12 protein-coding genes are annotated in these 12,951 nt (G+C 41.1%); 2 read left to right on the plus strand and 10 right to left on the minus strand.

The features are described 5' to 3' along the window. Positions 1 to 59 precede the first annotated feature (59 nt). From N5C46_RS03830 to N5C46_RS03850, 5 genes are all read right to left on the minus strand, one after another. Positions 60 to 1,286 carry an MFS transporter gene (locus N5C46_RS03830; protein WP_261750998.1) on the minus strand — a complete coding sequence of 409 codons (1,227 nt, stop codon included), beginning with the start codon at positions 1,284 to 1,286 and terminating at the stop codon, positions 60 to 62. A gap of 13 nt (positions 1,287 to 1,299) precedes the next feature. Next, the gene (locus N5C46_RS03835; protein WP_261750999.1) at positions 1,300 to 2,346 is read right to left on the minus strand and encodes an ArsR/SmtB family transcription factor; all 1,047 of its coding nucleotides are present in this window, start codon (positions 2,344 to 2,346) and stop codon (positions 1,300 to 1,302) included. A gap of 160 nt (positions 2,347 to 2,506) precedes the next feature. Next, positions 2,507 to 3,577: a dual-specificity RNA methyltransferase RlmN gene (gene rlmN, locus N5C46_RS03840; RefSeq protein WP_034759748.1), complete on the minus strand. Its 1,071-nt coding sequence runs from the start codon at positions 3,575 to 3,577 to the stop codon at positions 2,507 to 2,509. A gap of 162 nt (positions 3,578 to 3,739) precedes the next feature. Further along, complete coding sequence (locus N5C46_RS03845) at positions 3,740 to 4,378, minus strand: FusB/FusC family EF-G-binding protein (RefSeq protein WP_261751000.1); 639 nt, start codon at positions 4,376 to 4,378, stop codon at positions 3,740 to 3,742. Between the two features lie 153 nt (positions 4,379 to 4,531). Further along, positions 4,532 to 4,798: a CD3324 family protein gene (locus N5C46_RS03850; protein ID WP_261751001.1), complete on the minus strand. Its 267-nt coding sequence runs from the start codon at positions 4,796 to 4,798 to the stop codon at positions 4,532 to 4,534. Positions 4,799 to 5,110: 312 nt separating this feature from the next. Here N5C46_RS03850 and N5C46_RS03855 point away from each other — a divergent pair, with 312 nt between their 5' ends. After that, the gene (locus N5C46_RS03855) at positions 5,111 to 5,656 is read left to right on the plus strand and encodes a GNAT family N-acetyltransferase (RefSeq protein ID WP_261751002.1); all 546 of its coding nucleotides are present in this window, start codon (positions 5,111 to 5,113) and stop codon (positions 5,654 to 5,656) included. Positions 5,657 to 5,802: 146 nt separating this feature from the next. Here the strand turns inward: N5C46_RS03855 and N5C46_RS03860 are convergent, their stop codons facing one another. Beyond that, positions 5,803 to 6,369, minus strand: coding sequence for a GNAT family N-acetyltransferase (locus N5C46_RS03860; RefSeq protein WP_261751003.1), 567 nt, complete (start codon positions 6,367 to 6,369; stop codon positions 5,803 to 5,805). 312 nt (positions 6,370 to 6,681) lie between these two features. Here N5C46_RS03860 and N5C46_RS03865 point away from each other — a divergent pair, with 312 nt between their 5' ends. Next, positions 6,682 to 7,497 carry an STAS domain-containing protein gene (locus tag N5C46_RS03865; protein ID WP_261751004.1) on the plus strand — a complete coding sequence of 272 codons (816 nt, stop codon included), beginning with the start codon at positions 6,682 to 6,684 and terminating at the stop codon, positions 7,495 to 7,497. Positions 7,498 to 7,587: 90 nt separating this feature from the next. Here N5C46_RS03865 and N5C46_RS03870 read toward each other — a convergent pair whose 3' ends face one another. From N5C46_RS03870 to N5C46_RS03885, 4 genes are all read right to left on the minus strand, one after another. Further along, the gene (locus N5C46_RS03870; protein ID WP_261751005.1) at positions 7,588 to 8,328 is read right to left on the minus strand and encodes a class I SAM-dependent methyltransferase; all 741 of its coding nucleotides are present in this window, start codon (positions 8,326 to 8,328) and stop codon (positions 7,588 to 7,590) included. Positions 8,329 to 8,362: 34 nt separating this feature from the next. Next, on the minus strand, positions 8,363 to 9,820 hold the full coding sequence (locus N5C46_RS03875) for an alpha/beta hydrolase-fold protein (protein WP_261751006.1): 1,458 nt from the start codon (positions 9,818 to 9,820) through the stop codon (positions 8,363 to 8,365). Positions 9,821 to 9,991: 171 nt separating this feature from the next. After that, the gene (locus N5C46_RS03880) at positions 9,992 to 11,041 is read right to left on the minus strand and encodes a M14 family metallopeptidase (RefSeq protein WP_261751007.1); all 1,050 of its coding nucleotides are present in this window, start codon (positions 11,039 to 11,041) and stop codon (positions 9,992 to 9,994) included. Positions 11,042 to 11,298: 257 nt separating this feature from the next. Then, entirely contained in the window at positions 11,299 to 12,786 is a 1,488-nt protein-coding gene (locus N5C46_RS03885) for a lipase family alpha/beta hydrolase (RefSeq protein WP_261751008.1), read from the minus strand. Positions 12,787 to 12,951: the final 165 nt, after the last annotated feature.

Below are 12,951 nucleotides of genomic sequence, written 5' to 3' on the forward strand. Positions count from 1 at the left end.
TCTCTACCAATAATATGCTACTCCCATCCTACCATAATGAACGTAAGAGGTCCGTCCCTCTACTGATCTTTTAAGCTATGATGCAGGTAAGGTATGGAAGCGAGGGTTGAGATCGCTCCGGCAAGTACGATGGTCAGGTTGGTTCCGATTGCTTGGGCAAGTATCCCTGCCAGGAAAGCGGCGATGGGCATGAGGACCCACGTCATGAGACGGCTCGTGGCCTGTACCCTCCCCAATAAGTGATCGGGGGACAACGTTTGTCGGATCGTAATGATGCAGGGACTCATCAGCGAAGCACAGAAGGTCCCTACAGCGTTCATGACCGCGAGCCAGAAATACGATTCCATCAAACCGAAAAGGAGAATCGAAAGTCCTCCAACCACAGAGGCCGTAAATAATATGCTTCTATAAGAAAACCATTTCCGAAAGAAGTTTGACGTCACCGCACCCAAAATCGCACCCACTCCGCCAGCTGATAACAACCAGCCTATCATAACCGTATTCATATTCACGGAATCTTTCAAGTGAAACACTATTAATGTAAGGAACAATGTTGTTCCGAATACGGAAGATACCATGGCAAGGTTTGTGTACAAAATCGGTTTGGTCTTTAGAACGAATTCAAATCCCTCTCTGACTTCTCCCCATATGGAAGCTCTTGATGAATCTCTCTCATTCCTCTTCATCTTGAGACTCGCAATGGCAAGAAATGAGACGAGAAAGCTGATGCTGTTCACCAACAGGGCGTATCCTGGATTTAAAAAAGAAATGATCAACCCACCTATACCCGGTGCTAAAAATACAGCTGAATTGAACACCCCGGAATTTAATGAATTCACGGCTTGAAGGTCTTCTCTTCTTACCAGACCTGGAACTGAAGCAAATTGAGAAGTATTATAGATTTGACTTAGAGATCCAATACCAAACACCAAGGGATATACCATCCACATCTCCAAAGTACCGTTAATAAATAGAATCCCGATGATCCCAACAAGTATGCACCGCCCTAAATCGCAAAATAGCAGCAGACGCTTCCGGTTGAATCGATCGGACAAAACACCCGCGAAAGGCTGCAACAGAATCGGTAATCTCTCAAGTGCAGCTACAATCCCCATGCTCAGGGGGGAACCCGTTATAGATAAAACCATAAGTGGAATGGCAATTAGATAGATTTGATCTCCGAAAAATGAAATCAGATTTCCACCCATAAACTTGAAAACAGGATAATTTTTCTTTAAAGGTGGTAAATCTCCCCATTCACTCAGCTTGACCGCACGCTCTCCCATTCTGGACACCCCTTTATTCCTTTGTTAAATAGTGATTCAATTCATTCGATAATGATTGAACGGCATTCTCTTTCAGGCGATATTTTCCATCCAGGGTTTCAACGAGCCTGGCAGATCTGAGAATTTTTAAATGATGGTGGACGGTGGATTTCCCCATATCCAGTTCGTTGGTGATTTCCTGGAGGGTCCGTTCTGATCTCTTCAAGAATTTCACCATTCGCAGGCGGGCTTCATCCCCGAGTGCCTTATGCTTCTGGACGAGAAAATAGCTTGGCATATCCTTGTCATCGGGATAGATACTTTCGTTGGCGACTGGATAATAAAACACCTTCACTCCTTCAATATCCCCTTCGACATTCCAAGGGCGGTAAATGGACTGGGGAATGAGGAGTACAGTGTGGACAGCTGGCTCGGGTAAATAGGTGATGCCGCCGGTGGCCCATTCCACCAAAGCCTCGGGATTGAGTTTTTCACTCATCTCTACCTTAGACTGCCTATCCCTTTTCAATATTCCAGTTTGTGTCTCTTGTTCAGGTCGAATCACTTCTTCGTACCATCTGGTCATTACACTCATTAAGTGCTTCTTAAGGTTATGGACATTTGTAGTGCAGATGAATTCGATATAGCCTGGATAATATGGGTTATCGTCCGTATGTTCTTTTAATTTGTTCCGTGATGTCACATCCCCCTTTGATGCAAGCTTTCGAAGTTCTTGAAATTTATGTCCTATGTAGGGAATGCAGTGGTATTTGATTTCTTCATCTTCCAAATCATCCAAATACGTGATGAACTCTTGTAAGGTACCAAATTCCCTTTGATGCAATAACAGGAGAAGGGATTTCCACGTATTATTCTTTTCTACATACTCTAAATCCTGCATCAGGGAGTCCGTTAGAGACTTTTTCAACTTGTCCCAAAATTCTTTGGGCCTCTCTAACGTATCAATAAGCCTCGTGTTGGTGATCGCAGCAATCCCTAAAGCACATTCCCATAGCAGGGAAGATTCGATTCTCACCTCGTATGTTTCTCTCTTCCGACTGGTCATATGAAGTATATCCATATTCACAAACCCCTTTTCCAAAAATTTCTTTCTATATATATTCTATAATTATAGAATGATAAATTCAACAATTATAGAATAAAAAGTTTCAGACTTTTTTAATCATAAAAAATAAGCACATAAATCCCACTCAGGAATTCACGTGCTTCATATATACATATTACGATTTCACTTTATCCTTCTTGATTTGCTTACTTCTCAACTGACCACAGGCTGCGTCGATATCTGTCCCCTGCTCCACACGTACACCACAGTTGATACCATGTTCCAGTAAGGTACCATAGAATTCAACGATCGCTTCTTTTGTACTTCGTTGATATTGATTGTGTTCGTCGACCGGATTGTAAGGAATCAGGTTAACGTAAGAAAGATGACGCTTATTCTTCAGCAGTTTCGCCAACTGAAGGGCTTCTTCCTTATGATCATTCACATCACTCAACAAGATATATTCAAACGTGATGCGTCGATTTGTTTTTTCTAAATAGTAATCAATCGCTGGCATTAACTTCTCGAGCGGATACGCACGGTTGATCTTCATGATTCTTGTACGCAATTCGTTGTTTGGTGCGTGAAGAGATACAGCCAGGTTGATTTGAATATTCTCATCGGCAAATTTGTAAATTTTGTCAGCCAGTCCACTTGTGGAAACGGTAATATGGCGCGCTCCGATGGAAAGACCCTTCTGATCATTCACGACACGGAAAAAGTCCATCATATTATCGTAGTTATCGAACGGTTCACCAATCCCCATTACGACGATGTGACTGACACGCTCGCCGTTCCCTGCTTCATCGAGATGATGTTGAACATTCATAATCTGTTCGACAATCTCGCCGCTTGATAAATCACGGTTCTTCTTCAGGAGTCCACTTGCACAGAATGTACAACCGATGTTACAACCTACCTGTGTCGTGACACACACACTCAGGCCATAGTTAAAACGCATCAGAACGGTCTCGATCAGATTACCATCTTCAAGTTTAAACAAGAATTTGATTGTACCGTCCTTCGATTCCTGTTTAACCTCTTGTGTGAGCGTATGAAGATAGAAGTGATCGTCCAGGAGCTGAACACAGTCAGCGTTCAAATTCTTCATATCCGCAAAGTTTGTCACTCTCTTTTTATATAGCCAATCCCACACTTGAGCCGCGCGGAATTTCTTTTGTCCATTTTCAACAAGCCAAGTTGTCAGTTGATCTAATGTTAATCCATATATGGATTTCTTTTCCATTTAAAACCCTCATTTCGAAACTCTACAATTTTCTACTTATCTATACTACTGAAAGTATGGGAATGTTTCAAGGGATTTATAAGTGTTGAGAAGAATTGGAATTCCGTAATATAGTATAAAGATAAAAAAACATACGCCGGAAACTTTACCCGGCGTATGGTCTTAATGATTAATCCGTTGGATAAAATCATCCAATTTCTCTTTATCTTTCAGCTTTTCATTGCATTCATCGCTGTCCTGACAAATATAATTCCCCTTCTTTACAAAGGTTCCATGAGCAGACGTTTTGGATTCGGAAAGGTAAAACCCTACGTTTCCAAACGTGTTACATATCGTACAAAGTCCTTTCTTGCTGCTGTTTTTGAATGTCCCTTTGAAGCCTCTCAACTTCCCTTCGTATTCTGCAACGATATATTTCCTTTCCTGACCGTAATCGTTCCAGCCCAGATAGGAAATATCTTTTAACTGTATTTCATCCAATGCAGGTGTTTTTAACTTTTTTACCTTAGGGAATAATTTTTTCACTGCGGAATCACTCAATGCAGGAAAAGGGATCACGAATGGTTTTAGTCCAATCAGAAAGTCCTCTGCCTGCTCTGTATCCCTGATAGTAACAATCGATTGGAGTTCCTTTTGCTGCAGTGGGGTTAGGTTTTCAAATAGATTCATCACCTTATCGTACACGAGTCCCCTCAATGCTTCGAGAACACCAAGATCATTTACGGTTGAATACCCGTTAATCAGCGCCTGTGTTTGATACTTGATGAAATTGTATTGATCATTTCGAATAAATGGATCCATCGTTATCGCTCCTAAATCTAAAACATTTTGCACTCTTTTCAGCCATGCAGATGAACATGTGCTCTCTTATACTATATACCCTTATTATACTTTCTGGATATGTAGAGTTTCACTTAGAATTAATATATACACTGAAAAAAGCACTGATCCAACTCAGTGCTTTTTGTAAACGATTTTCTTGATTGTTTCACTTGAAAGATAATATTCACAGGCCAATTCTTGGATCGGCTTTCCATTTGAGAAAGCTGCTTTGATTTTGGCATTTCGTTCATCAATGATCCTCCTGCTTCCTGAACGGCTCCCCCACTTTCGGTACTCCGCTTTCGGTTTCGGTATATAAAGGGTTTCCCCCTGTACATATTTTTGGATCTCTTTTACCAATGATTGAGGTAACACGCTTTCCGCTTTTACATATTTCATTTCAGTCAGCTCCTTATCTTCTACCTGAATTCAGTCAATAAGGTGCAAAGCCGACTTACTAGAAATGGACTTTCAGGGCGATCAAATTCGATACCATCCCATGCAAAGTGTCGCCTTTCTAATAATAGGCTTTGCATGAGACGCTTGGGACTCTGGCAAGATCGATCTCATTACCATGTCACCACCTCCTTCAACTATTTTCTACTATTATAAAATAAATCCCCTTTTTATCCATACATTTAATTCTTATATAAACGAATCAACACGATGAATATGGTATAATCTTCTAAATATAATAAAGGAGATGTTCCAATGTTTTCATTCACAGTGGATAAAGAGATTTCAATCGAGCTATTTCAACAGCACCATAAGGAGGAATTATACGAACTGATTGATTCGAACCGGGATCATCTTCGACAGTGGCTTCTATGGGTAGATAAACGCCAATCACCAGGGGATTTAGAGCCGGTCATCCCTATTTGGATCCGGAATTATGCGGAAAACAACGGATTTGATGCAGGGATACGTTATCATGGGAGATTGGTCGGTATGGTCGGACTCCATTTTATCGATTGGAAAAACCGTAGCACGAGCATTGGATATCTCCTCAGTGAACAAGCACAAGGAAAAGGGATCATCACACGTGCCATTACCTCCCTCGTAAACTATTTATTTAACGAACTGGATCTTAACAGGGTGGAAATCCAATGTGCCTTCAACAATGAGAAAAGCATAGGTGTTCCCATACGTTTAGGATTTACAAAAGAAGGCATCACACGGGATGGGCAGTGGTTATATGATCATTATGAAGACCTTGTAACCTATAGTATGTTAAAAAAAGATTGGCCCGTTTCATAAAATCAACGGAATAAAACAACCAGTTTTTGAAGAAAACTGGTTGTTTTATGTTCAGTTGGAACTTTATATTCTATAAATTAAAGTTTTTTTACCGTCTACAATTGTTGAACGTTCTTATTTTCAGAGTTTATTGCACAATGAGCCTATCAGCTTCCGGATATTTTCCCATACACACATGTATCCGTTAATCGTTCTCCATCGACTGACAAGTCTTCATTTCGAAGGATCCCCTCCAATTCATAGCCGAGTCTTTCCGGAACCGCCCGGCTTTTGTCATTCGTGGATTCACATCTTATCTCGACTCTTTTTCCATTCAGCTCATTCAGAGCCAATTCGGTTAGCTTCCCGACTGCTTCGGCCATATATCCATTTCCACTCATTCGGGTGTCGATCCAATATCCGATTTCAAATTTCGGAACACTCCAATCGATATTGTGAAAACCTGTAGAACCTACGAATTTATTGGTATCTTTCAAAAAGATCAAATATCTTAGGCTTTCCCTGGTAATGAACTTGGCGTGTGCTTCACGGGTGTTCGTCTCCGTTTCTTCAACAGATGGGTTACTTCGGGCGAAGCCGAGCCACGGCTGTAATTCAGATAAGGAAGCCTTGATCGCCGCATTGACTGCAGTGCCGTCACCCGGTTGAGGTATCCTTAGTTTCAGTCTTTCTGTTTCAATCATTGTAGGAACTTCAATTAATACGGTATTCATTTCAAAACACTCCCTTGAATTAAATAAAAAAACCTCCTCCTAAAAGACCTGAATCTTACGGACGAGAGTCACCACCTCAGTTATCTTCATTGTACGATTCCAACCTTGATGGATTTCACAAAACAATCCGAGCATAGACCAGATTTTCACAATCCACTGTTCGAATCGAATAAATTGGAAATATTATAAATTATTGAAATTATATGGTAAAATCAACTTCTTTGTCAATATACCTGGTATACTATTAATCGCCTATACTAAATATGCATAATGCTCTATACTAAAGGAAAAAGATTCAACTGGAGGATGAAAATGACTCACCATACAATTACCACTTCCACAGGGGATCAATTGCTTGATAGAAAATGGGAAATCGCCAACTCGATCTTCTCTGAACTTGCAACCTCGTACCCCGACCTATATAAAGAGGAAAGAAGAAGTGACAGTCTGCCATATTTTGTTCGGCTCATCGAACTCATTGGCAATGGATTACTGAAGGAAGAAAGCTTTGAGAGTCATTCAAGGAATTGGGGAAAAGAGGTTGGAAGACTTGCTTGCGGTCAAGGAATCCCTCTCAATATGTCAATAAGTAAAGTCTCTTTGTATAAAAAAGCGATATTGGAAGATGTAATCCTTCAAAATGATGACACTCTGACGAAAGAGATCTTTCTGGAGATTACACATGATATCGACGAATCGTTCACAACGATGATTTCCGCTTTTTGTGAAGCGTATAGTGAATTTGCAGATGAGCAGTTGAAGATCTCGGAGGAAAAATATCTTTCCTTATCTACGCCGGTCGTCCCCATCTTCTCAGACTTGGCTGTACTGCCATTAATAGGTCAAGTCGATGAAGTTCGTGGAGAAATGATGGCAGAGCATGTTCTGCTCGAGTGCAAAAAGCTTTCCATACAACAATTGATCATTGACCTCTCCGGTGTGTATGAAGTGAATCCGTTATTTCAACAAGGGGTCATGAAACTGATTGACAGCCTTAAATTACTTGGAATTGAACCGATTTTATCAGGGATGCGCCCCGAGATGAGTATCGAATTTGTGCAAATGGGAATTAACATTTCTACAATTAAAGTCTATCAAACACTTAATAAAGCAGTAGAAGCACATTAATTGCTCCTATATAGATGAAAAAGGACATCACAAGCTGAGGTCCTTTTTTATTAGTATATCAGTTCCTTATCCTACGTTTAGATTAGAGAATCAGTCTGTTTTCCTTGATCTAATAATAAGAAATGATGGCCTTCGTTCTTCATTTTTTAAACTCGGTATTAGGTCGATCCCTTCCTTTGTGGGCAGGGGCTCCAACATCTTTTCCAACATGAAACCATGATCAGTTAGACCATTCACCAAGGTCGTTATTGTCCTGTGATATTTGATCACTCCGTCTACATACCAATGCTGTTCCCGTTTCCCTTCTTCCCGGTAATGATCAAGAGCCCAGTGCAGCCGGTCCCCTTCTGCATTTTGCCACCAATTTTTCATGTCCTTTCTGGCGGTTACGACTGGGTGCTCAGTTGAGTAGATTAACAACCCGCCCGGCTTTAAAAAGGAGTGGAGCTTTCGGATCAAAAATTCATAGTCTTCTATATAATGGATCGCCAGTGAACTTACAATCAAGTCAAAAGGTTCTTTTTGAAAGGATAGATCTTCAATCGGACTGCAAACGTATGTTATATTTTCGTCTTTATTTTCTACTAATGCCCTGGAGATCATCTTTTCAGAAATATCCACCCCTACGACAGCTGATGCACCCATTTCAATACAGTATTTCGACATCCCGCCGGTTCCGCATCCAAGATCCATTACCCTTTTCCCTTTCAGATCTGGAAGTGTATCTTTCATTGCAGGCTGTTCTAGGAAATCATTATAGGTCATTTTGGAATCGCGCAAATTCATATATCCTTCAAAAAATGTGGGGTTATCATAAATGTTTTGCTTCATCATTCTCCTTCTTTCTCTTATTATTCATCGGTTTTCAAATAGGTTGACCAGGCTCAAAAACCCGTTTCATCAGGTTCCTATCAAAAATATGGACGGGCTTAGTACCCAGTACTTCCATTTTGCCACTCTTGATTTTCAGACCGGTCTCTTCACTCAGGGCTATGACAGGCTTACGGTATGCCTGAATAAATTGATGGATCAATGGGTCATTTTCTTCCTCGTAATGACACCATATCGAAAAGTCATTTAGAAAAGACAATCCACCTATCGTCTTGAGCTGGACATCATTATCATCCATATGGATGCACGTTGCTTTATTACTGCCCATGACAATTGCACCTGCACTGCCGCCGTAAATCATGCCGCCTTCTTCTTTGAAAGCGGACAAGTGAACGTGGAAATCCGATTGAAGAATGTGATGCATTAAACTGAACGTGTTCCCACCTCCTATATACACTGCAGAGTATCTCTTAAGGTCTTCCATAGTTTTCCCCTTAAGATCCACCCACATCGTAATGTCTTGAACCCCCAAAGGTGCAAACACACTCTTAATCCACTCATAACACGCCTCATACGAAATATCACCCTGGTCCATAGCCATCGGCAGATATAATAACGACTTCCCCCCGGTCAACTCACCTGCAAACTCCCTATCAATCGACAACGTCTGATCACTATCCCCACCGCCAGAAAGATATAAAGCACCCAACATGACCACCTCTTCATCCTTGAACAAGTATTCAAAAATCATCGGTACCCTTTCTCTCCATGCTATTTCGTTGTGCTCCGCACCATCAATTATTTCAAAGCGGCAGTCCTGAACTTTTTCTTTGAGTATCTGATAGACATCCCGGCTTGAATCGATGTAGGTCAAATCATCAATGGTTTCTGTATTTTCTTTTGTTCCGATATCCATGTAAAAACGTTCTACCTGGGACAGATCACTTTCTTTGATCAAGTCCTCGATTTCCAATTGATTGAACCAATAAGCAGATGAAATGGATGCTACTTTTTTAAAAATATGAGGATATTTGCACGCAGCATAGGTCGATATCAGTCCACCCATTGAACTTCCAGCCATGCTTGTTTCTTCTGGATTCGTCCGGTACGTGCGATCGATCAGGGGCTTTAATTCATTTACGATGAATTCGATATACTCCTTGCCCTCTCCCCCTATCGATGTGCGATCTGCTGAAAACACATCAGTCATTTCCATACTTTCCCACGGCCCATATTCGTCCAACCTTTTTAATCCATCATTGCAGTCAATCCCAACTACAATGAGATCCATCTTTTCCTTATCTAGATACTCTCCGATTCTCCATGCCATTCCATATCCGGCATCTTCATCCCGGTAAAGATTTTGCCCATCGTGCATGTAAAGTACTTTGTACCTTTTGGTTTCCATTTCATGATAATTCTCCGGTAAATAAACACGTACGGTTCTCTTACGATTTAAAGGTGTTATGTTTACTTCAAAATGTTCATACATACGTTTAACTCCTCTAATGCTTTTTATGTAAAGTGTACCATGAATAGTAGAGTATAGGCCTATGTATTTTGGAATTGAAAAAGAGAAAGGGAATGAAGCAGTCAGATGATTCTTGTCCTATCCATCAAAAAGGTGCATCTTCTCTAAAGAAGTGCACCCGATAAACATTCCTTATTCACTTTCACTTCGATTATATGAGCTTTCAGGGAGCGTATCCCAGAATGAGGTATCCACCTCTTCAATGGAGCCATCAGCAATCGCCTTTGCCGTCGCCTCTAAACTAATGACCGCTTGCTTTATAAGATATCCATTGCTCTTCTGACCGAGGACATAATCCTCTCTATAGTGATCAGCCATACCCCTCATCTCAAAAAGGAGGGTCGCAATCCCGTATTCAGCCGCAAGTCCATTTCGGCTAATCGTTTGAGCGGAACCACCAATGTATTTAGAGAGGGTCCCGAATCCGCGGCTTTCAACCGTGTTATATAAGACTGCACCAAGCTGTTTTGATTTTTCTACGACTTCAGGATCTACTTCTTCATTAGTCGGATATAAAATGGAACCGGAGACAAGCTCATCTGTATCCCCTAGAGTGGTTTCTGCCCCTTGATGATGAAGGTCAATCATGTAATCAGGCATATATTCCTGTAGGACGTTTTCATGAAGTGCCTTTGTTTCAGGCTGATTCCGATCGACATGATCACGATTCAAATCCACCCCATTCGCATTGTAGCGCGTGTGGGTCCCCGACACATAATCATCCAATGAAAAATCCACGTCACCTTCTGCCCCATCCACATTCAAGCGGGGAACAACCAGAATGTTCACGTTTTCCAGCAATTCGTTCACTTCTTTTGAGTTTGATGTTAAGTGCTTGATAAACTGAAGAGCTCCTTCAGTCGTCAATGTTTCATTACCGTGCTGCTGAGTTAAATAAAGGACTGTCGGATTATCCTCATTGTTTCCGAATTTTGCCAGATAAAGATCTCTGCCTTTGACAGACTGGCCGAACACTTCCAGTGAAAGAGCATCTGATTTCTGATCCAGATGTTCTAGCATGCTCGCCATTTCTTCGTAACTATGAAGACGCTCGTTTTTAATCGTCTCGTTTCCTTTATAATCTGGGCCATCCGCAAGAACCGATACTCCCGGGGCAGTGTAGGATATTCCTGACGCTACCAACACACTTGAAAGAGCACCAATCATTAGTTTCTTCTTCATTATGTATTCCTCCTCATATTTCGTCTCCCTCATATAATTAAAGATGAAAAGATCGAAACCCTTTTCCTTTTTAAAAAATGAAACATTGGGACCGAGTTCCGTAATGGTGTATAGATAATCAGTCCTATCATTTCCAAAAAATGTTTACTTTTGTCGAACTATTGAAGCGAGACGAATGGTTCAGTATCTTTTTGCCTGTATTCCACAAAAAAAGAAGCCCACTATCATCAGCTTCTCTAAACTCTAATTCTTCATTTTTACTGCGCAAACACCTTACCTGTTGAATCGACATAAATCGTCTTGATGATGGTTCGATTAAACTTATTTTTGTTCTTTTTACCATCTAAATCAACGGTTATATTATAAACCCCTTCTCCGAGCTTCGGCAGTTTTAAAGAGCCATTTTTGGATTTCACATTATGCTCTTTCAACTTTCCATTTTTATAATATTCCAGAGTCATATCGTGAATCAGATCAACTTTTTTGTCCTTTTTATTCAAAATGATTTCATCCTGGACTATATTAACTTCAACGCTATCATTCAACAGACTGTCAAAGGAAACGACCATAAGGTACTTTTCAGGTGATGAAGGGTGTGATTCCAAGGTCCACTCACCAGATGCTGGTTTTTGAATCGTAATTGTGTGATGATAGGCCCCTTTGAAATACTCACTGTCATCTTTTTTTACATGAAAGGAAGAAGTCATTTTCCCTGAGGGATCTTTCAAAGCCATTTGAGAGGAAGAGCTATCACTGACCCAGTCAAAGGTGACCGACTCTGCACCAGCTTCCACCATAACTTTTTCTACTTTCTTCCCATTCGTTTCCCCTCCTCTGACAAACCAGGATGCCTCAGTGTTGAGGGAAGATGACTGCTCCTTACTTAGAGTCTTTGAACCCGTGGAATTTATGTTGGTTTCATTCAAGTAATCCCTAAATAAACTGAATGTGGACGATCCCTCTTTGATGGTGAAATGATTCCAGTCCCCCACCCTCAATTCTGTGGCATACGGCAGTCTTGAACTATTGACCGTAACCGCCCCGTCATTGCTTCCATAAGGTCTCAGATATAATCCACCCCAATACAAGGAACTTCCAAAGCTCCCCCACTTTGTCCCTCCGAACGTATAGATCGGATTTTTATTGACATTAACATGCTGATCGGTTTCGGAGCGAAAATAAGCCATATACCCTGTTTGCAATGAGTAGGTGGCATCATTCTTACTGCCAAGGATGCCAGCAAGCCAACCCGCCCAACTGCTATAAGCCAAGTCCGCCAATTGGGAGCCGTGATGAGGTGTAGAAAGGGTGATCACTCTTGACACATAAGGAAAGGCACCATAGTGAACGAGAGCCGATTGGGTATCGATTCCTCCTTTACTGTGGGCGACAACCACAACCTTCTCTCCGTAGTAATTGTAAATCTCTCGTATTTTTTGCGCCAGGAGCGCGCCGTTGTCCCACATATTCTTTGTAGGATACAAATCGATAAAAGCGGTTTCATATCCATTTTGGTAGGCGGTGTCGTACATATTGTTTTCGTTCCACCATGTATTGGAAGAGCTGTTTAAACCATGAACAAAAAGGATCGGTTGCTTAGAAGGAGCCACATACGAAGGAGTCGACCCTACATACCACTGTCCAGGAACTCCAGAAGGATCATCATTTCCGAAAGATCCCGCCATACTCCAAGATGGCAGGAGTAAAAACAGTGCCAAAATCGTCATACTAATCTTTTTGATCATATCCTCTCTCCTTTGCCATTGAACTAAACCTGTAAAGTATATCGACATGATTCAGAAGATATGCCCGGATTAAGTAATATGTGAAGAAAGGTCTAAACGGTGATGCGAGATTAGTAAGAATGACTCAGATCGTTCATTTTAAATGGTCAATCATTCCACTTATAT

Origin of the sequence: Rossellomorea vietnamensis (assembly GCF_025398035.1) — a bacterium.
Lineage (GTDB): Bacteria > Bacillota > Bacilli > Bacillales > Bacillaceae_B > Rossellomorea > Rossellomorea vietnamensis_B.

Excerpts from the sequence above, each read along its gene's own strand:
- N5C46_RS03885 (WP_261751008.1), bottom strand. The coding sequence starts at position 12,786 with ATGATCAAAAAGATTAGTATGACGATTTTGGCACTGTTTTTACTCCTG.
- N5C46_RS03855 (WP_261751002.1), top strand. The coding sequence starts at position 5,111 with ATGTTTTCATTCACAGTGGATAAAGAGATTTCAATCGAGCTATTTCAA.
- N5C46_RS03875 (WP_261751006.1), bottom strand. The coding sequence starts at position 9,820 with ATGTATGAACATTTTGAAGTAAACATAACACCTTTAAATCGTAAGAGA.
- N5C46_RS03830 (WP_261750998.1), bottom strand. The coding sequence starts at position 1,286 with ATGGGAGAGCGTGCGGTCAAGCTGAGTGAATGGGGAGATTTACCACCT.
- N5C46_RS03870 (WP_261751005.1), bottom strand. The coding sequence starts at position 8,328 with ATGAAGCAAAACATTTATGATAACCCCACATTTTTTGAAGGATATATG.
- N5C46_RS03865 (WP_261751004.1), top strand. The coding sequence starts at position 6,682 with ATGACTCACCATACAATTACCACTTCCACAGGGGATCAATTGCTTGAT.
- N5C46_RS03880 (WP_261751007.1), bottom strand. The coding sequence starts at position 11,041 with ATGAAGAAGAAACTAATGATTGGTGCTCTTTCAAGTGTGTTGGTAGCG.
- N5C46_RS03860 (WP_261751003.1), bottom strand. The coding sequence starts at position 6,369 with ATGAATACCGTATTAATTGAAGTTCCTACAATGATTGAAACAGAAAGA.
- N5C46_RS03835 (WP_261750999.1), bottom strand. The coding sequence starts at position 2,346 with ATGGATATACTTCATATGACCAGTCGGAAGAGAGAAACATACGAGGTG.
- rlmN (WP_034759748.1), bottom strand. The coding sequence starts at position 3,577 with ATGGAAAAGAAATCCATATATGGATTAACATTAGATCAACTGACAACT.
- N5C46_RS03845 (WP_261751000.1), bottom strand. The coding sequence starts at position 4,378 with ATGGATCCATTTATTCGAAATGATCAATACAATTTCATCAAGTATCAA.
- N5C46_RS03850 (WP_261751001.1), bottom strand. The coding sequence starts at position 4,798 with ATGAAATATGTAAAAGCGGAAAGCGTGTTACCTCAATCATTGGTAAAA.